The organism is Actinosynnema sp. NPDC091369, assembly GCF_044757065.1.
Classification (GTDB): domain Bacteria; phylum Actinomycetota; class Actinomycetes; order Mycobacteriales; family Pseudonocardiaceae; genus Actinosynnema.
Genome location: NZ_JBIVUG010000001.1, coordinates 597,075 through 620,935 on the forward strand (window position 1 = coordinate 597,075; position 23,861 = coordinate 620,935).

Genomic DNA, 23,861 nt, shown 5'->3' on the forward strand with positions numbered 1-23,861 from the left:
CCACGCACGGGACACGGCTGAGGAGCCAGATGGACGCCGCAGAGGCACTGGCGCCGGCGGAGGGGCCGGACGACGGTTTGAACGACCGGGAGCGCGAGATCCTGGCCTTCGAACGCCAGTGGTGGAAGTACGCGGGTGCGAAGGAACAGGCCGTCCGGGAGCTGTTCGACATGTCCGCGACGCGCTACTACCAGCTGCTCAACGCGTTGATCGAGAAGGAAGAGGCGTTGGCCGCCGATCCGATGTTGATCAAGAGACTGCGCCGGTCCCGCTCCGGCAGGCAACGCGCCCGTGCGGCGAAGCGGCTGGGCGTCGAGCGCCGATGACGAACCCGGAACAGCCGGCGGGCCCGGCGCACCCGGCACGCGCCGCGGGCTACGCGCTGCTCGGCGTGGCCGTCATCGCCCTGGTGATCGGGCTGGTCAGCCTGTTCACCGGCGGCCCGGACGACGAACCGCCGGCCGCGCAGTCGACCCCGCCCTCGACCACCTCGGGCACGTCGGACAGCTCCGGCGCCCCGACCGCCGAGACGACCACGACTCCGTCACCGGCACCGTCGTCGGACACCGCGGCGACGTCACCGCCCGGCACGACCTCCGCGCCGACGCCGTCCGCGAACGCCGGTGGCACCACGACGGAAACGCCGCCGCCACCGGTGACCACGACGCCCAAGGTGCCGGTGCGCGTCTACAACAACAGCACCACCCAGGGCCTGGCCGCCCGCGCGTCGGACGACGTCGAAAAAGCCGGGTGGCAGGTCGCCGAGAAGGGCAACTACTCCCAGGGCACGATCTGGACGACCACGGTCTACTTCCGTCCCGGCACCGAAGAGGAAGCGTCGGCCCGTGAGCTGGCCCGCATCCTCAACGCCCGGGTGGAACCCCGGTTCGACGGGATCCAGAGCGCCCACCCGGGGATCATCGTGATCGTCACCAACGACTACAAGGGCCCGTCCGGCAAGGTCTCGTAGCCCCTACCGCTCGCGGGACTTGGCGTAGGCGGCGAGGGCTTCGAGCTGCGCCGGGTCCAGCGACGGCCGGACCGCCTCGCGCGCCGTCGCGAGGTGGGCACCCGTCACCTCCGCGGCGGCCAGGGACTCGCGCATCGCGGTCAGCGCGGCCTCGCGGATCAGCGCCGCGCAGTCCGCCGCCGAGTACCCGTCCAGCTCCTCGGCCACCGCGTCCAGGTCCACGTCCGACGCCAGCGGCGTGTTCCGCGACGACGCCCGCAGGATCTCGGCGCGCGCGTCGGCGTCCGGCGGCGGCACGTACACCAGCCGCTCCAACCGGCCGGGCCGCAGCAGCGCCGGGTCGACCAGCTCGGGCCGGTTCGTCGCGCCGAGCACGATGACGTCGCGCAGCGGCTCGACCCCGTCCAGCTCGGTGAGCAGCGCCGCGACGACCCGGTCGGACACGCCGGAGTCGGACGACTGGCCGCGGCGTGGTGCGAGCGCGTCGACCTCGTCCAGGAACACCATCGCGGGCGCTGCCTCGGCGGCGCGCCGGAACAGCTCGCGCACGGCGCGTTCGGACTCGCCGACGAACTTGTCCATCAGCTCCGCGCCCTTGACCGACAGCACGTTCAGTCGGCCGGTGCCCGCCAACGCGCGCACGAGGAACGTCTTGCCGCACCCCGGCGGCCCGTACAGCAGGAGGCCGCGCGGGGGTGCGACGCCCAGGCGTGCGAAGGAATCCGGGTACTGCAACGGCCACAGCGCGGCTTCGGTGAGGGCTTGCTTGACCTCGGTCATGTCGCCGACGTCGTCCAGCGTGAGACCGCCGGTCCGCAGTGTGTCCGATGTGGACATGGAGATCGGTCGGACGATCTCCAGCGCTCCCACCAAGTCCGCTTGGCCGACGCGTGGTTCGTCGACGTCGCGTTGGCGCAGGGCGGCCCGGAGTGCGGCTTCGCGCCGCAACGCGACCAGGTCGGCGGTGACGAAGCCGGGGGTCCGGTCGGCGATCACGCCGAGGTCCACATCGGACTCCACGGGCACGTCGCGCAGCAGGACGCGGAGCAGCTCGGTGCGCGTCTGGCCGTCGGGCAGGGGCAGGACGAGTTCGCGGTCCACGAGTTCGGGGACCCTCAGCCGGGGGTCGATCGCTTCGGGGTGTGCGCTGGTGACGACCAGTGCGACGCCGTCGGGTCGTCCGCGCAGGGCGTCCAGCACGACGGTCGCCACGGGCGGCGCCGAGGCCGCGGGCAGCAACGCTTCGACGTCGGTCAGCACCAGGACCGCGGGCGCTTGCCGTTGGGCCTGGGCGAGGGCGTCGGTGACCCGCTGGGCCGCCGCGTTGGCCTCCAGCACCGCGATGCTCGGGGCGGCCACTTCGACGACCGCCGCTTCGGCGCCGTGGGCGACGGCACGGACGAACGTCGCCTTGCCGACCCCTTCGGGCCCGCTGACGAGGGCCGCCAGCCGGGGTGCCGCGCCCAGCCGGGCCAGCAGCTCGGGGTGGCTGAACGTCAGGTCGAGCCACTCGGCCAACCGCTTCGCCGCCTCCTGCTGCCCCACCAGGTCCGCGACCGGCACCGGCGGCGTGGGCATGTCCACCGCGTTCGCCGCCATGCTCGCCGACTCCGCGCCGGTCGCGGCGACGGTCTGCGCGGTCGATCCCCCGCCGACCGGGCCCGCCGTGGCCGCCGTGGCCGCCGTGCCGCTTCCGGACACCGCCGGCGCGTCCCCGGTTCGCGGGCCGTCACGCCAGCCGACCACCGTCGACGGCTGCACGGCCACCGGCCCGGTGGCGGGATCGGTGGAGGTGATGGTCAGCAGCTCGTTGGTCCACGTCATGCCGATGGCGTTGGACAGTTTGCGACGCGTCGCGCTCACGTCCGCGCCGGGCGGCGGGGCCAGGTCCTGCGGGAGGAGCGAGACGGCGTCGCCGACGGTCAGGACCTTGCCGGTCAGCGCCATGCGGAGCGTCTCGGGCGTGAGGCCGGTGCTGGCCAACCGCGACCCGGCCACGATGACCGTGCGGGCGGCGGCGACGTCCACGGGCGCCACCACCACTTCCGCGCCTTCGACCACGCCGAGGTTCGACAGCGTGACGTCGTCCACCAGCACCACGCCGGGCGGGCCGTCGCCGGCGGTCGCGGCGGCGAGCGCGGCACTCACCCGCGCGCCGGTCAGGCGCACCGCGTCCCAGGCGCGCAGGCCCAACGCGTCCAGCACCTCGGGGTGCAGGCGCACCACGCCGCGACGAGTGTCCAGGGCCGAGGGGGACAGGCGGGCGGTCAGCGTGATCACGAGGGTGAGCGTAGTTGGGGTGCGCGGTCGGCGGCGCGGGGTCGAGCCAGGTCGAGCCGGGAGTGGAGCCAGGTCGAGCCGGGGTGGCCGGGCCAGCGACCGGGCGACCAGGCTGCGGCGAGGACGCGGGACGGCGAGACGGGGGCGGCGACGAGGAAGGGCCGCGAGTCAGGGCGACGGGGCAGAGGGACGGGCGGCGCGGCGGGCGGCGGAGTAGCCGGGCTGCCGGGGGCGGGTACCGGGTGGGTCAGGTACCGGGTGGGTCAGGTACCGGGTCAGCCAGGTGCCAGGTGGGTCGTGGGGTCGAGCCGGGCCGTGGGTGGGCGGGTCGTGGGTGGACGGGCTGTGGGGTGGAAGGTGCGGGGTCGGCGAGGGGCGGGTGGATGGGGTTGCGAGGGCGTGGGCTGGGTTGTGGCGAGGGAGGGGGTTGAGGGCGGCCTCTTTGTTTCAACCGACGTTTGAGGCGATGGGTAACGGCGTTTCGGTTGATGGGCATTTTCACGATCACCCGGATGGGTGGCCGGCGTGGGTCTGGGTGGTGGGTTGGACCGGGTCGGCGGCGGCGGCGGGTTGGGGGCGGTGGGGTTGTGGTTGGTGGTCGGGGCGGGTGGGGCGGTCCGGGCGGCGCCAGGGCAGTTCCGGGAACGAGGCCAGCTCGACGTAAGTGGCGCAGCCCGCCAGTTCGGCGTAGGCCCCGGCCAGGACGGCCGCTCGGAGGCGGCGCACCTGGCCGACCTTCGGCAGCTCCCCCACCAGCAGGAACGGCAGCAGCAGGCGCCACGCGCCCACGGTGGCGGCACGGTGGCGGTGAGGGGCGCGGACGGTGGCGCGGGCGACCCGGAGGGCGTGTTCGCCCGCGGTGATGGAGGTGGGGTGGCCGGCGTGGTCCCAGGACCAGCGCAGGCCGTCGGCCATGGCGCAGCGCACGCAGTCGGCCGGTCCGGTGGCCAGTTCGTCGCCGCACTGGGAGCAGGCGAGCAGGGTCATGGCCCAGTCGGTGCAGGTCCACGGGTGGCGGCCGACCTCGTCGGCGAGGACGAGTTCGGCCAGTTCGCGTTCGCCGGCGCCGCCCTCGGCCAGTTGTTCGGCGGCCAGCAGCTCCTGCCAGTCGAGCAGCCAGTACTGGTCGACGAGCTCGGCGCAGAACCGGCACGCCGGGTAGCCGCGGCCCGCGAGGTCGCCGCACGACGGGCACGGCGAGACGGCGGCGGGGCGGGCCACGCGCCGGGCGCCGGGCGGGAACGGCCGGTGATCAGCCACGCGGAGAAAGGTACGCGCAAACAGTGGCGCTTGGCATCCGCACCTTGGCACGGCACCGGGGCCGTGGCTATGGTCAGGCCGGAAGCAAGGCACCGATAACTCAACACACGCGGGAGCTCGCGCCACAGCGGGCTGAGAGGGCGGCTGGGACTCGCAGGTCCCGGTGCCGCCGACCGCCTGAACCTGACCGGGTAATGCCGGCGTAGGGAGGAATGTCGTGACGGCACTCGACGACCGTTCGGTCAAGCCCAGCGTCACCACCGGGCCCATCTCGGGGTCCCGCAAGGTCTACCGCGAGGTGGGTGACGGCGTGCGGGTCCCGTTCCGCCGGGTGGGGCTGACCAACGGCGAGCACGTCGACCTGTACGACACTTCCGGTCCGTACACGGACGACAGCGCGACCATCGACGTCCACAGTGGACTGCCGAGGTTGCGCGCGGACTGGATCGCGGCACGGGAACCGGTCGGCGGGGCGGTGACCCAGCTGGCGTACGCCAAGGCGGGGGTCGTCACGCCGGAGATGCGGTTCGTGGCGGCCCGCGAGGGAATGAGCCCGGAGTTCGTCCGGGACGAGGTGGCGATCGGTCGGGCGGTCATCCCGCTCAACCGCAACCACCCGGAGGCCGAGCCGATGATCATCGGGAAGAAGTTCCTGGTCAAGATCAACGCGAACATCGGCAACTCGGCCGTGACCTCCTCGATCGAGGAGGAGGTGGAGAAGATGGTGTGGGCGTCGCGGTGGGGCGCGGACACGATCATGGACCTGTCGACGGGCAAGCGGATCCACGAGACGCGCGAGTGGATCATGCGGAACTCGCCGGTGCCGATCGGGACGGTGCCGATCTACCAGGCGCTGGAGAAGGTGGACGGCGACCCGGCGAAGCTGTCGTGGGAGGTCTACCGGGACACGGTGGTCGAGCAGGCCGAGCAGGGCGTCGACTACATGACGGTGCACGCGGGCGTGCTGCTGCGGTACGTGCCGCTGACCGCCAGGCGGGTCACGGGCATCGTCTCGCGCGGCGGGTCGATCATGGCGGCGTGGTGCCTGGCGCACCACAAGGAGAGCTTCCTCTACACGCACTTCGAGGAGCTGTGCGAGATCCTGCGGGCCTACGACGTGACGTTCTCCCTGGGTGACGGGTTGCGGCCGGGGTCGATCGCGGACGCCAACGACGAGGCGCAGTTCGCCGAGCTGCGGACGTTGGGCGAGTTGACGCACGTCGCCCGGTCGCACGACGTGCAGGTGATGATCGAGGGCCCGGGTCACGTGCCGATGCACAAGATCGCGGAGAACGTGCGGTTGGAGGAGGAGTGGTGCGGTGAGGCGCCGTTCTACACCCTCGGGCCGCTGGCCACGGACATCGCGCCCGCGTACGACCACATCACGTCGGCGATCGGGGCGGCGCAGATCGGCTGGTTGGGCACGGCGATGCTGTGCTACGTCACGCCGAAGGAGCACCTGGGGCTGCCGAACCGGGACGACGTGAAGACGGGCGTGATCACGTACAAGATCGCGGCGCACTCGGCCGACCTGGCCAAGGGGCACCCGGGCGCGCAGGACTGGGACGACGCGCTGTCGAGGGCGCGGTTCGAGTTCCGGTGGGAGGACCAGTTCAACCTGTCGCTGGACCCGGACACGGCGCGGTCGTTCCACGACGAGACGCTGCCGGCGGCGCCGGCGAAGACGGCGCACTTCTGCTCGATGTGCGGGCCGAAGTTCTGCTCGATGAAGATCACGCAGGACGTGCGGCGGTACGCGGAGGAGCGCGGTCTGTCCACTGTGGAGGCGATCGAGGCGGGCATGTCGGAGAAGTCGCACGAGTTCGCCGACCAGGGCGCCAAGGTGTACCTGCCGGTGGTGGACTGATGGCCGCCACCCCGCCCCGCGTGCTGACCATCGCCGGGTCCGACTCGGGCGGCGGCGCGGGCATCCAGGCCGACCTGCGGACGTTGTTCGCGTGCGGTGTGCACGGGATGACCGCGATCACGGCGGTGACCGTGCAGAACTCGCTGGGCGTGACCGGGTACACCGAGATCCCGCCGGAGGTGGTGGCCGCGCAGATCGAGGCGGTCGCGACGGACATCGGGGTGAACGCGGCGAAGACGGGGATGCTGGCGTCGGCGGCGATCATCGAGGCGGTCGCGGCGGCGCTGGACCGGGTCGACGTCGGGCCGTTCGTGGTGGACCCGGTGGCCGCGTCGATGCACGGGCACCAGTTGCTGGCCGACGACGCGCTGGACGCGGTGCGGACGTTGCTGTTCCCGCGGGCGACGCTGGTGACGCCGAACCTGGACGAGGTGCGGCTGCTCACCGGCATCGAGGTGCGCAGCCGTGCCGACCAGCGCAAGGCCGCCGAGGCGCTGCACGCGCTGGGCCCGCGGTGGGTGCTGGTGAAGGGCGGGCACCTGTGGGACGACCCGGAGTGCCTGGACGTGCTGTACGACGGGGCGGAGTTCATCGAGCTGGTCGGGCCGCGCTACGACGTGAAGCACACGCACGGCAGCGGGGACACGCTGGCGTCGGCGATCTCGTCGCAGCTCGCGCGGGGTGCGGACGTGCCGACGGCGGTGCGGTTCGGCAAGGACTTCATCGTCCGGTCGGTGGCCGCCGCGTACCCGTTGGGTGGTGGTGTCGGTCCCGTGTCGCCGTTGTGGCGGTTGGAGGGCTAGCTTCGACGGGGTGGAGGTCGACTTGACCGGCGCTCCGGAGACGATGCTGGCGACGCTGTACGCGCGGGCGCTCGACGCCCGCGCGCAGCACCCCGTCCTCGGTGACGCGGCGGCTGCGGACGCGGTGGCGCGCATCGAGTACGACTTCCCGCGCACCGGCATCACCGCGGCGACGGCGGCGGGTGTGGCGATGCGGGCGAAGCTGCTGGACGACTGGACGGCGGACTTCCTGGCGCGGCACCCGTCGGCGACGGTGCTGCACCTGGCGTGCGGGCTGGACACGCGGGCGCAGCGGATGGCGTTCGGGCCGGGGGTGCGGTGGGTGGACGTGGACCTGCCGGAGGTGGCGGCGCTGCGGGAACGGCTGCTGGACGCGCCGGGCGGTGACTACCGGCTGGTGCACGCGTCGGTCACCGACGGCGGGTGGTGGGACGGGGTGCCCGCGGACCGGCCGGTGGTCGCCGTGTTCGAGGGGTTGACCATGTACCTGACCGGGGACGAGGTCCGGGGGCTGGTGCGGCGGGTCACCGGGCGGTTCACGGGCGGTGAGCTGCTGTTCGACGTGTACGGGTCGTTCGGGATCAGGATGCAGCGGTTCGTGCCGGCGGTGCGGCGGGCGGGTGCGACGCTGCGCTGGGGGATGGACGACCCGGCGGTGGTCGAGGGCTGGCACGCGGGGTTGAGGTGCGTGGACGCGGTGCGGTCGGTGGAGTTGCCGCAGATCGCGAGCGAGCCGTGGTCGGGGCGGTTCCCGATGTGGGTGATGGCCCGGTTGCCGAAGGTCAGGGACGTGGGCCGGGTGCTGCGGTACCGGTTCTAAGGGTGCTCTAAGCCACCGGTGCCGGGGGTCGCGCGTCTTGTAGGGCATGAGCGCAGTCGGTCAGGACGCTTACATCGCCGAGTTGGTGCTGAACCAGCCCGAGACCGTGGCGGCGCTGTTCTCGGGTGCGGTGCTGCTGGGCGCGGTCGGGTTCGTGCTGGCGCGGCGCCGGGGGTGGGCGGCGGTGCCCGCGGTGCTGGCGGGGTTCGGGTTGGCGCTGGCGGTGGCGGCGACGTTGGCCCGGCCGGGCGGGACGTTCACGGTGGCGACCACCGACCCGCTCGGGATGTGCCTCGGGAACGAGTTCTCGCTCACCGGGTCGTTGGAGCGGCTGAACCTGGTGATGCTGGTGCCGTTCGCGTTCTTCGCCACGCTGGCCACGCGGCGGCCGTGGGCGGTGCTGGGCGTGTCGGCGGCGTTCAGCGCGTCGGTGGAGTTCGTGCAGGCGCTGACCGCGATCGGGGTGTGCGAGGCGCAGGACTTCTACAACAACACCGCGGGCGCGTTCTTCGCCGTGCTGGTGGCGTGGCTGTTCACCGCCGCGGCGGGCGGCTCGCGTGCGGGTCGACCGTCCCGGGGGTCGGCTTCGGCCCGCGTGGTCAGCTGACCTCGCCGACCAGTTCCTCCAATGCGGGCAGGGCGTTCACCAGGGCGTCGCGGTGCTCCGGGCTGAGGTCCTCGATCCGCCGCTGGAGTTCCCGCACGCGCGCCGACCGCACCCCGGACACCATGGTCACGCCTTCCGGGGTCGGCGTCGCCAGCCACGCCCGCCCGTCCTGGGGGTCCGGTTCCCGCCGCACGTAGCGGGCCTCCACCAGCGCCGCGACGATCCGCGACAACGTCGGCGGTGCGACGCCCTCCTTGGCGGCCAGGTCGCCCAACCTCATCGGGCCGCACCGCGCCAGCGTGGCCAGCGCGGACACCGCGCCCGGCCCGAGACCGGGCGAGCCGGTGCGCCGCAGCAGCCGGGAAAGCCTGCCGATCGCGAGGTACAGCCGGGCGGTGGCGTCCTCGACCTGGTCGGCCGTCACGGCACTCCTCCTCGGGGAGACGGACACGGGCGAGCGTCCATCATGCCGTGCCCGGCAATCACCCCACTGCCGGACTCGACGCCTGCGCCCAGAAGCGCTTCGGGATCCGCCCCGCCAACCGGGCCAGCCGACCGGCCTCCACGCCCGCCCGCATCGCCGCCGCCATCCGCTCGGGGTCCTGCGCCCTGGTCACGGCGGTCGCCAGCAGCACGGCCGAGCAGCCCAGCTCCATCGCCAGCGCCGCGTCCGACGCCGTGCCCACGCCCGCGTCCAGGATGACCGGCACGGAGGCGCGCGACACGATCAGCTCGATGTTGTGCGGGTTGCGGATGCCCAGCCCCGTCCCGATCGGCGACCCCAGCGGCATCACGGCGGCGCAGCCGGCCTGCTCCAGCCGCAGCGCCAGCACCGGGTCGTCGTTGGTGTAGGGCAGCACCACGAACCCGTCGTCGACCAGCTTCTCGGCCGCGTCCAGCAGCTCCACCGGGTCGGGCAGCAGGGTCTGGTCGTCGGCGACGACCTCCAGCTTCACCCAGTTCGTCTCCAGCGCCTCGCGCGCCAACCGGGCCGTCAGCACCGCTTCGGCGGCGGTGCGGCAGCCGGCGGTGTTCGGCAGCGCCACCACGCCCAGCCGGCGCAGCAGGTCGAGCACGCCGCCGCCGGACGCGTCCAGCCGGCGCATCGCGACCGTGGTCAGCTCCGTGCCGGACGCCACCAGCGCGCGTTCCAGCACCGAGAGGTTCGCCGCGCCCCCGGTGCCCATGACCAGCCGCGAGCCGAACTCGCGGCCCGCGATCACCAACGGGTCGTCCACGTCACCCTCCCTGCACTGCGGTCAGCACCTCGACGGCGGCCCCGTCCGGCACGACGGTCGTCGCCCACGCCGCGCGCGGCACGACCTCGCCGTCCAGCGCCACCGCGACACCGGTGGGCGGCGCGTCGAGCAGCGCGAGCACGGCGGCGACGGTGGACCCGTCGGCCAGTTCCCGGTCCAGACCGTTGACCTTCGCCTTCACCGGCTGTTCCCTCCTTCGCGGAGCAGGTCGAGCACCCGCCGCGCCGTCACGGGCGCGAGCAGCAGGCCGTTGCGGTGGTGGCCGGTGGCGGCCAGCACGCCGGGTTCGAGCCACTTCACGACCGGCGCGTTGTCGGGGCTGCCCGCGCGGAACCCGGCGGCGGCCTCGGTCAGCGCGTACTCGGCGATGCCCGGCCACACCACCTCGGCGTCGCGCAGCAGGTCCCGCACACCGCCGACGGTCACGTCACCGTCGAACCCGGCCTCGTACTGGGTGGCGCCGAGCACGAACCCGCCTTCGCGCGGCACCAGGTAGACGGGGCGGCCGGACACCTGCGCGCGGATCGTGTGCCGGGGCGGCGGCAACGCGCCGGGCCGCGCCGACAGGCGCAGGATCTCGCCCTTCACCGGCCGGATCACGTCGCGCAGGGACGGGTGCAGGTCCCGGCTCCACGCGCCGGCCGCGATCACCGTCACACCCCGGTCGGCACCGGCCTCGTCGGTTCCGTCGGTCTCGTCGGTCTCGTCGGCGAACACGACGCCGTCGGCGGCGCAGGCGTCCCGCAGGGCGCGCAGCAACGCCCGGTTGTCCACGGCCACGTCACCCGGCACGGACAGTCCACTGCGGACCGAGCCGAGACCGGGCTCCAGCGCCCGCAGCTCGCGGCCCGTCACCTTCGACGCCGACCGGCCCATCCGCTCCAGGTAGGCGCGCAACTGGTCCAGGACCTCGACGTCGGCCCGGTCGACCGCCACCGCCAACGTGCCCGTCGGGGTCAGCTCCACGCCCAGCGAGCGCGCGAACTCCGGCCACAGCTCCAACGACTCGACGCCGAGCGCCAGCACGTCCTCGTCCCCGGGCCACGCCTCGGTGATCGGCGCGAGCATCCCGCCCGCGACCCACGAACCGCCGTGCGGCGACCCCCGGTCGACGACCCGCACGGCGTACCCGGCGCGCGCGGCGTACCAGGCCGCGGACAGGCCGATGACACCACCGCCGAGGACGGTCACTCGCATTGCCAAGGCACTCACGCTCCCTGCGCCGGCATGACCCGGATCAGGTTCGACGGTCGGAGCGGACCACGCTCCCTCTCAGCCCGGTGTTCTCCAGGCTCCCGTGCGGACCTCTTCCACCGTAGCGCACGCGACGGCCCGGCGGTTACCGTGCCGCCCGTGCCAGGACTCGACGGAACGCAGATCAGGCGGCGGCTCGCCGACGCACGGCTCTACCTCTGCACGCCGACGCGGCCCGACCTCGCCGAGTTCGCGGACGCCGCGCTCGCGGGCGGGGTGGACGTCGTGCAGTTGCGGGACAAGGGCCTCGAAGCCAAGCACGAGATCGCCGCGCTGGAGGTGCTGGCGGAGGCGTGCGCGCGGCACGGGGCGCTGCTCGCGGTGAACGACCGGGCGGACGTGGCGCTGGCCGTGGACGCCGACGTGCTGCACCTGGGGCAGGACGACCTGCCGGTGCCGTTGGCCCGCCGGGTCGTCGGCGAGGACGTGGTGATCGGCCGGTCCACCCACGACGTCGGGCAGGCGCGCGCGGCGGCCGTCGAGCCGGGCGTGGACTACTTCTGCACCGGTCCGTGCTGGCCGACGCCGACGAAGCCGGGCCGTCCCGCGCCGGGGCTGGACCTGGTGCGCGCCACGGCGGGCACGACCGACCGGCCGTGGTTCGCGATCGGCGGCATCGACGCCGGGCGGCTGCCGGAGGTGCTGGCCGCGGGCGCGGAGCGGGTCGTGGTCGTGCGCGCCATCACGGAGGCCGAGGACCCGCGGGCCGCCGCAGCCTGGTTGAAACTTCAACTAAAGGGCGTACAGTCGTCGGCGTGATGCCTGTGCTGTACCTGGGCCACGGGGCGCCCCCGCTGGCCGACGACGAACGGTGGACCGGCGAGCTGAGGTCGTGGTCCGCGACGCTCCCGCGCCCCGAGTCGATCCTGGTCGTCTCGGCGCACTGGGAGAACGACCCGCTCACCCTCGGCGCGACCACGACCGTGCCGCTCACCTACGACTTCTGGGGCTTCCCCCGGCGGTACTACGAGGTCACCTACGCCGCGCCGGGCGCGCCGGAGCTCGCCCGGGAGGTCGCGGCCCTGGTCGACCGGCCGGTGGCGCACGACGAGGCGCGCGGCCTGGACCACGGCGCGTACGTGCCGCTGAAGGAGATGTTCCCCGAGGCGGACGTGCCGGTGCTGCAGATGTCGATGCCCAGCCTCGACCCGCGCGACCTGTTCGACGTCGGCCGCCGGCTCGCGCCGCTGCGCGAGCAGGGCGTGCTGATCGTCGGCAGCGGGTTCATGACGCACAACCTCAGCTGCGTCGACATGTCCGTCGGCCCGGACTACCAGCCACCGTCGTGGTCGGCCGAGTTCGACGACTGGGCGGGCCGGGCGCTGGCCGACGGCGACGTGGACGCGGTGCTGGACTTCCAGCGCAAGGCCCCCGCGGCGGGCATCGCGCACCCGCGCACCGAGCACTTCGCGCCGCTGTTCGTCGCACTGGGCGCGAGCGCCGCCCAGCGGGCCACGACCACCGTCGACGGCTTCTGGTACGGGCTGTCCAAGCGGTCGGTGCAGTTCGCCTGACCCTCCCGAGCACGAGGAACGCCCCCGGACCGACGGTCCGGGGGCGTTCTCGAAGCGGTGCGCGGCCCGCAGGGGGAACGACCGCGCTCCGGGTCAGCCGCGGGTCAGGCTCAACCCGTAGGCGCTGAGGATCTCGCCGACCGGCTGGAAGTAGGTCGTGCCGCCGGAGGTGCAGTTGCCCGAACCGCCGGAGGTCACGCCCTGGGCCTGGCTGTAGCCGGAGCCCGCGACCCACGAGCCGCCCGAGTCACCGGGCTCGGCGCACGCGTTGGTGCGGGTCAGGCCGGACACCGAGCCCTGCGCGTAGTTCACCGTCTGGTTCTTGGCCTGGACGGTGCCGCAGCGCCAGCCGGTGGTCGAGCCGGAACGGCAGATCGCCGCGCCGACCGCCGCCGAGGTGGAGCCGGTCACGGTGACGTTGGAGCCGTTGTAGCGGTTGACCCACGGACGCGAGGTCCAGTTGGAGTTCGTCCGCACCCAGGCGTAGTCGTTGCCGGGGAAGGACGAGCCCGCGAAGGTGCCCTGCGAGACGCGGTTGAAGCCGGTCGTCGCGGTGCCCGAGCGCCCGCAGTGACCCGCCGTGACGAAGCCGCCGCTGACCGCGAAGCCGACCGAGCACCGGCCGCTGCCGATGTAGTAGGCGTCACCGCCGCGGGTGTCGTAGAGGGTCGTCGGGGTCTCGTCGACCTCGACCACCCGCACCGCCGGGCTGACCGACTTGGCCGTCGCCAGGAACGACTCCGCCGCCGCGTCGCGCTGGAAGCGGTTGACCTCGACCACGACCGAGTTCGTCTGCTCGTCGACCCGCCAGCCGGTGATCGACTTCGGGGCCGACAGGGCGTCGATCGACGACTTCGCGCCGGTCAGCTGCTGGTGGGAGAAGGCGACGTACTTCGCGTCGGCGCCCGCGGCCTTCGCCGCGCCCGCCTTGGCCGGGTCGGCCACCGCGACGACCAGCTTGCCGGTCGCCTGGTTGATCCACGAACCCGCGTAGGCGCCGCCGACCGCGGACCGCGCCGCGGACTCGACCTCACCCGCGTGGGCGTCACTCGCCAAACGGGCGGTGACCTGTTCGGCGTTCAGGCCCAGGTCGCGTTGCACCGCTTGGAGCAACTCGGCGGGGTAGCTCTCCGTGTCGGCCCGGCTTGCGCCCTGGGGCGCTGCCGTGTCCGCGACGGCCGGTACGCTGAGAGCTGTAGCCGTGCCGGTGGCCAGCAGGACGGCCGTGGCAAGGCGGACCGCACTCGTGCGGTTCATTAGGCGTCTCCCTCATCTTCGGGTGCAGGGGCTCCGAGAGCCTGGTTGCAGGGACCGCTCTCGGGGGCTCTAGGGGGACGGGTGGTGGGGCGGCGGCAGGGGTCGCCCCACCCCTTTACTTCTCGCCCGTGTCGTCGCCCGGGCGGTCGGCACCGTCGTAGCGCTCGGTGAGGTGCGTGGCGACATCCGCTCTCGCGCGTCTCGCATGGCACTCCTCCCCGGCCTCTACCGACCAGTACTCACCCGTTCGAGCGACGTTATGACTCCGTAACCTGTTACGGTCCGAGCCATCTGAGGGCGAAGTGTGTCACAGGACACGCCCATGTGACTGCGCTGTGTAGCGTTTGACAGTTAACTCTCACTCAAGGTAGTGATTCGATCACCGATTCGGGCGGTTTTGCCAGATGTAAGCACTTCGGTGAAGCAAGCCACGGACGTGTGAATGTTGTTGCCCCGGCCGGGTGAGACAGGAGGAGTTCCGGTAACGACCCGTGTAGTCGCGACGCCGCCGCAGGGGTGAGGATCGACGCATGGCACTCGTCACCATCTCCGACATCCAGGCCGCCGCCGACCGCATCGAGGGCGCGGCGGTCCGCACTCCCCTGCTGCGGTTCGACGACGGGCTGTGGCTCAAGCCGGAGAGCCTCCAGCCCGTGGGCGCGTTCAAGATCCGCGGCGCGTACAACGCGCTGGCGCGGCTGCCCGAGGACGTGCGGGCGCGCGGCGTCGTCGCCTACTCCAGCGGCAACCACGCGCAGGCCGTCGCGTACGCGGCGAAGCTGTTCGGCGTGCCCGCGGCGATCGTCGTGCCGGACACCACGCCCCGGGTCAAGGTCGACGCGACCCTCTCGCACGGCGCCGAGGTCGTGCAGGTGCCGATGGCGCAGCGGGAGGCGCGGGCCGCCGAGCTGGTCGCCGAGCGCGGCGCGACGCTGATCCCGCCGTTCGACCACCCCGACGTCATCGCCGGTCAGGGCACCGTCGGGCTGGAGGTCGTCGCCGAGCTGCCGGACGTGGCCGAGGTGCTGGTGCCGGTCAGCGGCGGCGGGCTGATCTCCGGGGTGGCCGCGGCGGTGAAGGCGCTCAGCCCGGCCACGCGGGTGATCGGGGTGGAGCCGGAGCTCGCGGGCGACGCGGCCGAGTCGCTGCGGGCCGGCACGCTGGTCCGGTGGCCCGCCGACGACCGGGCCCGCACCATCGCCGACGGGCTGCGCGCCGAGCCGTCCGAGCTGACGTTCGAGCACATGCGCGCTTACGTGGACGACATCGTCACGGTGTCGGAGGAGCGGATCGGCGAGTCGGTCGGCGTGCTCGCGCGGCGGTCGCGGCTCGTGGTGGAGCCCAGCGGCGCGGTCACCGTCGCCGCTTACCTGGCGCGGCCGTCCTCCTCCGGCCCGACCGTCGCCGTGCTGTCCGGCGGGAACGTCGACCCGGAGGTGTTCGCCCGGTACCTGTGAGTCAGTCGGGCAGGCGCGCGGGCGGGGCGTCCACGCCGCAGCTGTGGCACTCGGGTGCCGGTTTGAGTACGTGGTTGTCCGTGCCCAGGGCCAGCAGCCCGCCGATGATCGACGCGACCGCGCACACCAGCAGGGCCGTCTGCCAGCCCTCGGTGAGCGCGGTCGGGTCGGCGTACTGGGCGCCGGTCAGCCCCGCCACCGCGGGTAGCACGGCCACCGCGAGCAGGCTGCCGGTGCGGGCGACGGCGTTGTTCACGCCGGAGGCGACCCCCGCGTACCGGTCGGGCGCGGCGGCCAGCACGGTCGCCGTCACCGGCGCCACCACCGCCGCCAGGCCGAGGCCGAACACCAGCAGGCCGGGCAGCACGTCGGTCCAGTAGCCCGCGCCCGGCTCGACCCGGCGCAGCAGCAGCATGCCGACGCCGATCAGGACCGGTCCCCCGACGAGCTGGGCGCGCGGCCCGATCCGCTGCGCCAGGCTGCCGGACCGCGCCGACAGGGCCAGCATGATCAGCGTGATGGGCACGCCGGCCAGTCCGGACGCCGTGGGCGAGTAGTGCAGTGACACCTGGAGCTGGAGCACCATCAGCACCATCACCCCGCCCAGGGCCGCGTAGACCAGGAACGTCAGGGCGTTGGACAGCACGAACGTCCGGTTGGCGAACAGCTGCGGCGGCACCAGCGGGTCGTGCCCCCGGCGTTGCAGCACCACGAACGCGACCAGGCAGGCGACGCCGACCAGTGCCGCCGTGACCACGAGGGCGTCCGCGCCCCGGACCGGCGCCTCGACCAGCGCGCCCGTGACGCCGGCGAGGCCGACCGCGCCGACGACCGACTCACCGACGTTCGGCCGTCCGGTGAGGGCGTCGTCGCGGGACTCGGGCACGTGCCGGCGGGCCAGCCACACGCAGGCCGCCGCGACCGGCAGGTTGATCAGGAACGCGAGCCGCCACGACCACGCCTGCACGAGCAGACCGCCCAGCAGCGGCCCGATCGCCGTGGCCACGCCCGACAGCCCGGACCACGCGCCGATCGCCCGGCCGCGGTCCGAGGGGACGAACACCGACTGCAGGATGGCCAGCGAGCCGGGCGTGAGCAGCGCGCCGCCGACGCCCTGGAGCACGCGGGCGACCACGAGCAGCTCGGTCGTCGGCGCCACCCCGCACAACAACGACGCCGCGCCGAACCAGAGCACGCCGAAGGTGAAGACCCGGCGGCGGCCGTAGCGGTCACCGAGCGAGCCCGCGATCAGGATCAGCGAGGCCAGGGCCAGCAGGTAGCCGTCGAGGATCCACTGCAGACCGGCGACGGACGCGCCGAGCTCGGCGCCGATCCGGGGCAGGGCGACGTTGACGATCGTGCTGTCGAGCATCGCCATGCCGGAGCCGAGAATGGTCGTCGCCAACACGGCTCGGGCCCGCCCGGTGCCCCACACCACGGTCTCCGTCACCGACCCATTCTGCTCCCGGAGTTGTCCACAGGCGGGCCGGGAGCGCCCCGAACTGTCGGTGCGAGCCGGCAGGATCAAGAACAGGGGTCCCCCTGGGCGGGGGACGCCTGCGAAGCACGGGCAAGCCGAAACGAGTACCGACGGCGGCGGCGGCGAGCGCGGCGGTCGGCAGCGCACGGCGAGCGCTCGCGGAAGCGGAGCGGCGAGAGCCGGCGCAGCGGGCGGGGGCCGCCGGAGGCGTGCGACGCAGTCCCAGGGGGACGTGCCCACCGGCAAGCACCCGCGAACCACGGCGGACAGGGTCCGAAAGCCTGTCGGCCGGGTCGGCGGTCGCGCGGGAGCCGCCACCAGGGCTCTGACCAGCGGCGGAAGCCGGTAGGGCGAGGTGCGCGGTGGAACGGGGTCCGCAGGGCGCGCCGTCCGGTCCCGGCGAGCGGAACCGGACGGTGGACGGGTCAGTCGGCCGGGCGGTTCAGGGTGGCGACGAACTTGTAGCGGTCGCCCCGGTACACCGAGCGCACCCACTCGACCGGGTTGCCCTCCGTGTCGAACGAGTGCCGCGACAGCAGCAGCATCGGCAGGCCGATGTCCGCGCCCAGCAGCTCGGCCTCCTCCGGCGACGCCAGCGCCGTCTCGATCGTCTCCTCGGCGTGTCCCATCTCGACGCCGAACCGCTCCCGCAGCACCTGGTACAGCGACGCGCCCGGCGCGAGGTAGCGCCGCAGCCCGCGGAACCGGCCCAGGGCCAGGTGCGTGGTCTCGATCGCCATCGGCTCGCCGTCGGCCAACCGCAGCCGGTGCAGGCGCAGGACCTTCGCACCCGCCCGCACGCCCAGCAGCCGGGCCAGCTCGGCCTCCGCGGCCATCTCCGACGCCTCGATCAACCGCGACGACGGCAGCCTGCCCTGCGCTTTCATGTCCTCTGTGTACGACGACAGCTGGAGCCGTTGCGCCACCTTGGGTTCGGCCGCGAACGTGCCCTTGCCCTGCACGCGCAGCAACCGACCCTCCACGGTCAGTTCGGCAAGCGCTTGCCGCACCGTCGTGCGCGACACGTCGAACTCCGCCGCCAGCGAGCGCTCCGTCGGGATCGGCGATCCGGGCGGCAACGCGCGCAGCAGGTCGAGCAGGTGCCGCTTGAGTCCCCAGTACTTCGGCTCGCGCTGCGCGCGAGTCCTGGCGTCCACGCCAGTCGCAGGGCTCGTCTCGAGCATGCCTTCCTCCTCGCCCCTTGCCAGCCGACCTTGCCAGCGCTCCCAGACACAGGATGCCTTGTCCTCCCCGGATCGTGCGCCCGAACCCCCGACAACGGCCAAGAAAATGATCCGATGACTTTGCAACGGTCCAGCAACGGCCTTGACATGCCCTGTGGCGAGGCACACTCTAGGCCGCATTGGTCTACACCACTTTGGCGTTCCGGTCGTTGGGATCGGGGCATGGGGAAAGGGCGCACAACGTGAAGGGCTGGAGAGGACTGGCCGTAGGTGCCGCCGCACTGGCGGTGGCCGTGGCCGGATGTGGCACGAGCTCCGACGGCGGCAGCGGCAACTCCGGAGAACCCAAGACGCTGACGGTGTGGTTGATGGACGGCTCGGCGCCGACCACCCTGACCGACGCGCTGAACAAGGAGTTCCAGGACGCGCACCCCGGCGTCACCGTCAAGTACGAAGTGCAGAAGTGGAACGGCATCCAGGAGAAGCTGACCACCGCGCTGACCAGCAACAACCCGCCGGACGTCATCGAGCTGGGCAACACCCAGACGGCGAAGTTCGCAGCCGAGGAGACGCTGACCGACCTCACCGCGGACGCCTCGGGCCTCAACGGCGACCAGTGGCTCGGCGGCCTCAAGGACTCGCTGACCTGGGACGGCAAGCAGTACGGCCTGCCGTTCTACGCCGCGAACCGCACGGTCATCTACCGGACCGACCTGTTCCAGGCCGCGGGCATCGCCGCCGCGCCGAAGTCGCGTGACGAGTGGGTCTCCGCGATCGAGAAGCTGAAGGCCGCCAACGCCGCGGACCCGGACTTCCAGCCGCTCTACCTGCCCGGCCAGTCCTGGTACGTGCTGCTGTCGTTCATCTGGGACGAGGGCGGCGACGTGGCCAAGCCGCAGGGCTCCGCCTGGGCGGGCGCGGTCGACACCCCGCAGGCCAAGGCCGGCCTGGAGTTCTACAAGAAGCTGGTCGACACCTCCGGCACGAAGGCCCCGAAGGACGCCGACGAGGCCACGCCGCAGCAGATGGAGGTGTTCGCCACGGGCAAGGTCGGCATGATGATCGGCCTGCCGTGGGAGCTCGCGGGCGCCGTCAAGGCCAACCCGGAGCTGAAGGAGAAGACCGGCGCGTTCCCGATCCCCTCGAAGACCTCGGGCAAGACGGCCCCGGTGTTCCTGGGCGGGTCCAACCTGGCCATCCCGGCCGGCAGCAAGAACGCCGACCTGGCCAAGGAGTACCTGAAGCTGCTGTCGTCCAAGAAGTACCAGGACATGCTGGCCGAGGGCGGCGCGGTGCCCGGCACCTCGACCGACACGGCCAAGCTGGCCACCACCCCGATCGGCAAGGCGCTGGCTGAGTCCGCCCCGAACGGCAAGGTCACCCCGACCACGCCGTCGTGGGCCGCGGTCGAGGCGGGCCAGAACCCGCTGAAGGACATGCTGACCGCGTACCTGACCGGCGCGAAGCCGCTGGACCAGGCGACGGCCGACGCCAACTCCGCCCTGTCGAAGACGCTGGGCGGATGACGATCGGATGACGGCCGTGCACACGACCGACGCCGCGGTGCCGACGAACTCCTCGTCGGCACCGCGGCGTGCCGCACCGGACGGCGCGCCGCGCCGTCGGGGCAGCGCCTTCGACCGGGCGCTGCCCTACCTGCTGCTGGCCCCCGCCGTGGTGGCCATCCTCTGGCTGATCGGTTGGCCCGTCCTCTCCGTCCTGGTGACCAGCTTCCGCAAGCTGAACCTGCGCGAGCTGACCCGCGGCGAGGTCGTGTGGACCGGTCTGGACAACTACACCGAGATCCTGGGCGACCCCGAGTTCTGGGTCATCGCGGTGCGCACCGTGGTGTTCACCGGGGTCGTGGTCGTCGTGTCGGTCCTCGCGGGCCTGCTGATCGCGCTGCTGATGCGGCAGATCAGCCCGGTCGTGCGAATCGCGTTGCAGGTCGCGATGCTGCTGGCCTGGGCGATGCCGCTGCTCGCGGCCACCACGGTCTACCAGTGGATCTTCGACCAGCAGTACGGCATCCTGAACAAGACGCTGGTCAAGCTGGGTTTCGACGGCTTCGCCGGGTTCTCGTGGTTCTCCACCGGCACGTCGACGCTGGGCGTGATCGGGCTGCTGATCGTGTGGCAGGCCGTGCCGTTCCTGGCGTTCTCGCTGTACGCGGGAGCCATCGGGATCCCGAAGGACCAGTACGAGGCGGCGGGCATCGACGGCGCGTCGGCGTGGCAGACGTTCCGCGCCGTGACGTGGCCGGAGCTGCGGCCGCTGCTGCTGATGGTGACGTTCCTGTCCCTGCTGTGGGACTTCAAGGTGTTCGCCCAGATCTGGGCGATGCGCAAGGGCGGCCCGGACGGCGGCAGCACCACGCTGCCCGTCTACCAGTACCTCGAAGGCATCTCGAAGAGCCACTTCGGCGTGGCCGCGGCGGTGTCCGTGGTGATGGTGGCGCTGCTGGCGCTGCTGACGTTCCAGTACCTGCGCAGGCTGGTCCGGTCCCAGGAGGGCGAGCTGTGAACGCGAAGAAGGTGTCCGACGCCAAGAAGGTCACGGGGAACGTCGTCGCGCTGGTCGTGGCGCTGCTGTTCGCGTTCCCGACGTACTGGATGCTCGCGACCGCGTTGAAACCGCGCAAGGACCTTCTGACCAGCGGTTACGACCTGATCCCGTTCTCCGTGACGGGCTCGAACTTCGCCACCGCGTGGGCCAAGCCCGGGTTCCTCAACTCGCTGGGCAACAGCCTGATGGTGTCGTTGAGCGCGGTGGCGGCGGCGGTCGTCGTGGGCCTGCTGGCGGCGCTGGCGCTGTCCCGGATGCGGTTCCGCGGCCGCAAGGGCTTCGTGATGATGCTGCTGGTGGCGCAGATGGCGCCGTTCGAGGCGCTGCTGATCCCGATGTTCCTCATGATGCGGGACCTGGACCTGCTGGACCGGCTGCCCGCGCTGACGCTGATCTACTTCGCGGTGACGCTGCCGTTCTGCGCGTGGACGCTGCGCGGGTTCGTCAACGGCATCCCGCTGGAGCTCGAAGAGGCGGCGATGGTGGACGGCTGCGGCCGGTGGGAGGCGTTCCGCCGGGTCACGCTGCCGCTGCTCGGGCCGGGCCTGGTGGCCACGTCGGTGTTCGCGTTCGTGACCGCGTGGAACGAGTTCCTGTTCGCGTTGTCGCTGGTCAAGGACCAGGCGAAGGAGACGCTGCCGGTGTGGCTGTCCGGGTTCCAGACCGCGTTCGGCACGGACTGGGGTGGCGCGATGGCCGCGTCGGCGCTGTTCACGCTGCCGGTGCTGGTGTTCTTCCTGATCGTGCAGCGCAAGATGGTCACCGGCGTCACGGCCGGTGCGGTGAAGGGGTAGGACCGCATGTCGTTGCACCGGCTCGCGTCGGGTGTGCTGCTGCCGGGGTTCCACGGGACCACCGCGCCGGACTGGCTGCTCAAGAGGGTGGCCGACGGGCTCGGCGGTGTCGTGCTGTTCGGGCGGAACGTCGTGGACGACGCCCAGGTCACGGCGTTGAACGCGCAGTTGCGGGGTGTGCGCGCGGACGTCGTGATCGGCATCGACGAGGAGGGCGGTGACGTCACCCGGCTCGACGCCGGCCGCGGGTCGGAGGTGCCGGGCAACCACGCGCTGGGCGCGGCCGACGACGTCGGGCTGACCCGGGCGGTGGCGGCGTCGATCGGGGCGCGGCTGGCGGCGTGCGGGGTGAGCCTGAACCTGGCGCCGTCGGCCGACCTGGTGCTGACGCTGGACGACCCCGTGATCGGCGTGCGGTCGTTCGGGTCGGACCCGGTGGCGGCGGGCGCGCACGTGGCGGCGTTCGTGGAGGGGTTGCAGGCGGTCGGGGTGGCGGCGTGCGCCAAGCACTTCCCCGGCCACGGCGCATCCACTGTGGACTCGCACGCGGCGCTGCCGGTGCTGCCGCGGACCACCGCGGAGCTGGCGGCGGTGGAGTTCGTGCCGTTCCGCGCGGCGGTGGAGGCGGGGGTGCGGTCGATCATGACCGGGCACCTGGTCGTGCCGGAGTGGGGTGACGCGCCCGCGACGCTGAACCCGCGGGCGGTGCGCGTGCTGCGGGAGGAGCTGGGCTTCACCGGGGCGGTCATCACCGACGGGCTGGACATGAAGGCCGTCGGCGGCGACCTCGCGGAGGGGTCCGTGCGGTCGCTGGCGGCCGGCGTGGACGCGTTGTGCCTGGGCGGCGAGCCGTTGGACGACGACGGGCTGCGGTGGCTGGTCGACAGCATCGTGGCGGCCGTCGAGTCGGGCGCGCTGCCGGTGGAGCGGCTGGAGGAGGCGGCGCGGCGGACGGCCGCGCTGGGCGCTCCGGCGGCGTCGGTGGAGGCGCACGACCCGGAGCTGGGGCTGGTCGCGGCGCGGCGGGCGCTGGAGGTGCGCGGCGCGCTGCGGCTGTCCGGGCCGCCGGTGGTCGTGGACCTCGCGGTGGAGCCGTCGATCGCGGTCGGCGACGTGCCGTGGGGGCTCGGGCCGTACTTGGCGGAGCTGGTCCCGGGCACCTCGGTGGTGACGTCGACGTCCGCGGACGAGATCGCGGCGCTGGCCGCCGGGCGACCGGTCGTCGTGGTGACGCGTGAGGCACACCGCCACGCGTGGGCTCGCGAGCTGGTGTCGGCACTCGGTACTATTGGTCTAGACCTTGTGCACGTCGAGACCGGCGTGCCGGGGCCCGACCTGGGCGCCGTCGCCCGCGTGGACACCCACGGCGGCGCCCGCGTGTGCCTCCAGGCCGCCGCCGAGCGCATCGCCGCCGCCCTCTAGCACCCGAACCGACAGGGGAAACCGATGACCGACCACCAGCCCGGCAGGCACATGGCGGCCGAGATCGACCAGCAGCCGGGCATCTTCGCCGACCTGCACGCCCGGCGGGACGCCATCGCCCCGGTCGCCTCGGCGATCGCCGAGCGCCGGCCGCGGTTCGTGCTGCTGGCCGCGCGCGGGTCCAGCGACCACGCGGCGCTGTACGCGAAGTACCTGATCGAGGTGCTGCTGGAACTGCCCGCCGGGCTGGTGTCGCCGTCCACGACCACGCTGTACGGGGCCCAGCCGGACCTGCGGGACGTGCTGCTGGTCTCGGTGTCGCAGTCGGGCGGGTCGCCGGACCTGCTGGAGGTGACCGAGTCGGCGCGGGCGCGCGGCGCGCTGACCGTCGCGGTCACCAACACGGCGTCGTCGCCGCTGAACGGGGCGGCCGAGCTGTCGGTGGACGTCGGCGCGGGCGTGGAGCAGGCCGTGGCGGCCACGAAGACGTACTCCGCGACGTTGCTGGCGCTGTACCTGCTGGTGGACGCCATCCGCGGCGGGGACGGCTCGGCGGCGGCACGGCTGGGCGACCTGGCGCGCGCGACGCTGGACTCGTCGGCGGACGCGGTGGCCGAGGCCGTGCAGCGGTACCGGTTCGTCGACCGGGTGCTGACCACCGGGCGCGGGTACTCGCTGCCGACGGCGCTGGAGTCGGCGCTGAAGCTGGCCGAGACGTCCTACCTGGCGGCGCGGGCGTACAGCGGGGCGGACCTGCTGCACGGGCCCGTGGCGGCGGTGGACGCGGAGACGGCCGTGCTGGCGGTGACCAGCGCCGGCAAGGGCGGTGACGCGCTGCACGACGTGCTGGACGCCGTGCACGGGCGCGGCGCCGACGTGCTGGCGGTCGGCTCGGCCTCGGACAAGGTCTCCGCCGCCCTGCGCATCCCGGTCGCCGAGACCGCCGAGGAGGTCGCCCCGATCCTGGAGATCCTCCCGGTCCAGCGCCTGGCCCACGGCCTGGCCCTGGCCCGCGGCGGCGACCCGGACAACCCCCGCGGCCTGAACAAGGTCACCCGCACCCGCTGA

23 protein-coding genes and 2 riboswitches are annotated in these 23,861 nt (G+C 73.0%); of the genes, 14 read left to right on the forward strand and 9 right to left on the reverse strand.

Annotation, left to right across the window (positions count from 1 at the left end; translation table 11 throughout):
* Positions 1–29 precede the first annotated feature (29 nt).
* A complete protein-coding gene (locus ACIQMJ_RS02920; protein WP_073887775.1) occupies positions 30–326 on the forward strand; it encodes a DUF3263 domain-containing protein in 297 nt (98 codons plus the stop codon).
* Complete coding sequence (locus ACIQMJ_RS02925) at positions 323–970, forward strand: LytR C-terminal domain-containing protein (protein ID WP_499759308.1); 648 nt, start codon at positions 323–325, stop codon at positions 968–970. Before ACIQMJ_RS02920 ends, ACIQMJ_RS02925 begins: the two co-directional genes overlap by 4 nt.
* Before the next feature lie 3 nt (positions 971–973).
* On the opposite strand, the gene ACIQMJ_RS02930 is transcribed toward ACIQMJ_RS02925, so the two are convergent.
* Together ACIQMJ_RS02930 and ACIQMJ_RS02935 are read right to left on the reverse strand one after the other, a co-directional pair.
* Positions 974–3,250 carry an AAA family ATPase gene (locus tag ACIQMJ_RS02930; RefSeq protein WP_499759309.1) on the reverse strand — a complete coding sequence of 759 codons (2,277 nt, stop codon included), beginning with the start codon at positions 3,248–3,250 and terminating at the stop codon, positions 974–976.
* A 504-nt stretch (positions 3,251–3,754) separates the two neighbouring features.
* The gene (locus ACIQMJ_RS02935) at positions 3,755–4,510 is read right to left on the reverse strand and encodes a hypothetical protein (protein ID WP_499759310.1); all 756 of its coding nucleotides are present in this window, start codon (positions 4,508–4,510) and stop codon (positions 3,755–3,757) included.
* Positions 4,511–4,609: 99 nt separating this feature from the next.
* Positions 4,610–4,737, forward strand: a riboswitch (TPP riboswitch).
* Between ACIQMJ_RS02935 and thiC the strand changes: the two genes are divergently transcribed.
* From thiC to ACIQMJ_RS02955, 4 genes are all read left to right on the forward strand, one after another.
* Positions 4,728–6,377, forward strand: a complete 1,650-nt coding sequence (gene thiC / locus ACIQMJ_RS02940) for a phosphomethylpyrimidine synthase ThiC (RefSeq protein ID WP_499759311.1) — start codon at positions 4,728–4,730, stop codon at positions 6,375–6,377. (Overlaps the previous riboswitch by 10 nt.)
* A complete protein-coding gene (gene thiD, locus ACIQMJ_RS02945; protein WP_499759312.1) occupies positions 6,377–7,180 on the forward strand; it encodes a bifunctional hydroxymethylpyrimidine kinase/phosphomethylpyrimidine kinase in 804 nt (267 codons plus the stop codon). The genes thiC and thiD overlap by 1 nt, the downstream gene beginning before the upstream one ends.
* A 10-nt stretch (positions 7,181–7,190) precedes the next feature.
* Positions 7,191–8,000, forward strand: a complete 810-nt coding sequence (locus ACIQMJ_RS02950; protein ID WP_499759313.1) for a class I SAM-dependent methyltransferase — start codon at positions 7,191–7,193, stop codon at positions 7,998–8,000.
* Between the two features lie 46 nt (positions 8,001–8,046).
* On the forward strand, positions 8,047–8,607 hold the full coding sequence (locus ACIQMJ_RS02955; protein ID WP_499759314.1) for a VanZ family protein: 561 nt from the start codon (positions 8,047–8,049) through the stop codon (positions 8,605–8,607).
* Here ACIQMJ_RS02955 and ACIQMJ_RS02960 read toward each other — a convergent pair.
* The 4 genes from ACIQMJ_RS02960 to thiO all read right to left on the reverse strand — a co-directional run bounded on the left by ACIQMJ_RS02960 (position 8,600) and on the right by thiO (position 11,078).
* The gene (locus ACIQMJ_RS02960; RefSeq protein ID WP_499759315.1) at positions 8,600–9,031 is read right to left on the reverse strand and encodes a MarR family winged helix-turn-helix transcriptional regulator; all 432 of its coding nucleotides are present in this window, start codon (positions 9,029–9,031) and stop codon (positions 8,600–8,602) included. The two genes, ACIQMJ_RS02955 and ACIQMJ_RS02960, sit on opposite strands and share 8 nt — an antisense overlap.
* 58 nt (positions 9,032–9,089) lie before the next feature.
* Complete coding sequence (locus ACIQMJ_RS02965; RefSeq protein WP_499759316.1) at positions 9,090–9,845, reverse strand: thiazole synthase; 756 nt, start codon at positions 9,843–9,845, stop codon at positions 9,090–9,092.
* A 1-nt stretch (position 9,846) separates the two neighbouring features.
* Positions 9,847–10,047, reverse strand: coding sequence for a sulfur carrier protein ThiS (thiS, locus tag ACIQMJ_RS02970; RefSeq protein WP_499759317.1), 201 nt, complete (start codon positions 10,045–10,047; stop codon positions 9,847–9,849).
* Positions 10,044–11,078 (reverse strand): glycine oxidase ThiO, encoded by a 1,035-nt coding sequence (gene thiO / locus ACIQMJ_RS02975; protein ID WP_499759318.1) that lies wholly within the window; start codon positions 11,076–11,078, stop codon positions 10,044–10,046. The genes thiS and thiO overlap by 4 nt, the downstream gene beginning before the upstream one ends.
* Positions 11,064–11,175: riboswitch (TPP riboswitch) on the reverse strand. Its footprint overlaps the gene before it by 15 nt.
* A gap of 44 nt (positions 11,176–11,219) precedes the next feature.
* Between thiO and thiE the strand changes: the two genes are divergently transcribed.
* Both thiE and ACIQMJ_RS02985 read left to right on the forward strand, forming a co-directional pair.
* Positions 11,220–11,879 (forward strand): thiamine phosphate synthase, encoded by a 660-nt coding sequence (gene thiE / locus ACIQMJ_RS02980; protein WP_499759319.1) that lies wholly within the window; start codon positions 11,220–11,222, stop codon positions 11,877–11,879.
* Positions 11,879–12,634: a dioxygenase family protein gene (locus ACIQMJ_RS02985; RefSeq protein WP_499760234.1), complete on the forward strand. Its 756-nt coding sequence runs from the start codon at positions 11,879–11,881 to the stop codon at positions 12,632–12,634. The genes thiE and ACIQMJ_RS02985 overlap by 1 nt, the downstream gene beginning before the upstream one ends.
* A 93-nt stretch (positions 12,635–12,727) precedes the next feature.
* Here ACIQMJ_RS02985 and ACIQMJ_RS02990 read toward each other — a convergent pair whose 3' ends face one another.
* Positions 12,728–13,891, reverse strand: coding sequence for a S1 family peptidase (locus tag ACIQMJ_RS02990; protein ID WP_499759320.1), 1,164 nt, complete (start codon positions 13,889–13,891; stop codon positions 12,728–12,730).
* A gap of 530 nt (positions 13,892–14,421) precedes the next feature.
* Between ACIQMJ_RS02990 and ACIQMJ_RS02995 the strand changes: the two genes are divergently transcribed.
* Positions 14,422–15,348, forward strand: coding sequence for a threonine ammonia-lyase (locus tag ACIQMJ_RS02995; RefSeq protein ID WP_499759321.1), 927 nt, complete (start codon positions 14,422–14,424; stop codon positions 15,346–15,348).
* Position 15,349: 1 nt separating this feature from the next.
* Here the strand turns inward: ACIQMJ_RS02995 and ACIQMJ_RS03000 are convergent, their stop codons facing one another.
* Both ACIQMJ_RS03000 and ACIQMJ_RS03005 read right to left on the reverse strand, forming a co-directional pair.
* A complete protein-coding gene (locus tag ACIQMJ_RS03000; protein WP_499759322.1) occupies positions 15,350–16,798 on the reverse strand; it encodes an MFS transporter in 1,449 nt (482 codons plus the stop codon).
* 455 nt (positions 16,799–17,253) lie between these two features.
* Complete coding sequence (locus ACIQMJ_RS03005; protein WP_499759323.1) at positions 17,254–18,012, reverse strand: GntR family transcriptional regulator; 759 nt, start codon at positions 18,010–18,012, stop codon at positions 17,254–17,256.
* A 242-nt stretch (positions 18,013–18,254) separates the two neighbouring features.
* Between ACIQMJ_RS03005 and ACIQMJ_RS03010 the strand changes: the two genes are divergently transcribed.
* Genes ACIQMJ_RS03010 through ACIQMJ_RS03030 form a run of 5 tightly spaced genes read left to right on the forward strand, consistent with a single transcriptional unit; the run spans position 18,255 to position 23,861 of the window.
* A complete protein-coding gene (locus ACIQMJ_RS03010; protein ID WP_499759324.1) occupies positions 18,255–19,538 on the forward strand; it encodes a sugar ABC transporter substrate-binding protein in 1,284 nt (427 codons plus the stop codon).
* 7 nt (positions 19,539–19,545) lie between these two features.
* Positions 19,546–20,535: a carbohydrate ABC transporter permease gene (locus tag ACIQMJ_RS03015; RefSeq protein ID WP_499759325.1), complete on the forward strand. Its 990-nt coding sequence runs from the start codon at positions 19,546–19,548 to the stop codon at positions 20,533–20,535.
* Positions 20,532–21,371 (forward strand): carbohydrate ABC transporter permease, encoded by an 840-nt coding sequence (locus ACIQMJ_RS03020; RefSeq protein WP_499759326.1) that lies wholly within the window; start codon positions 20,532–20,534, stop codon positions 21,369–21,371. The genes ACIQMJ_RS03015 and ACIQMJ_RS03020 overlap by 4 nt, the downstream gene beginning before the upstream one ends.
* A gap of 6 nt (positions 21,372–21,377) precedes the next feature.
* On the forward strand, positions 21,378–22,793 hold the full coding sequence (locus tag ACIQMJ_RS03025) for a glycoside hydrolase family 3 protein (protein ID WP_499759327.1): 1,416 nt from the start codon (positions 21,378–21,380) through the stop codon (positions 22,791–22,793).
* 24 nt (positions 22,794–22,817) lie between these two features.
* Positions 22,818–23,861 carry an SIS domain-containing protein gene (locus tag ACIQMJ_RS03030; protein ID WP_499759328.1) on the forward strand — a complete coding sequence of 348 codons (1,044 nt, stop codon included), beginning with the start codon at positions 22,818–22,820 and terminating at the stop codon, positions 23,859–23,861.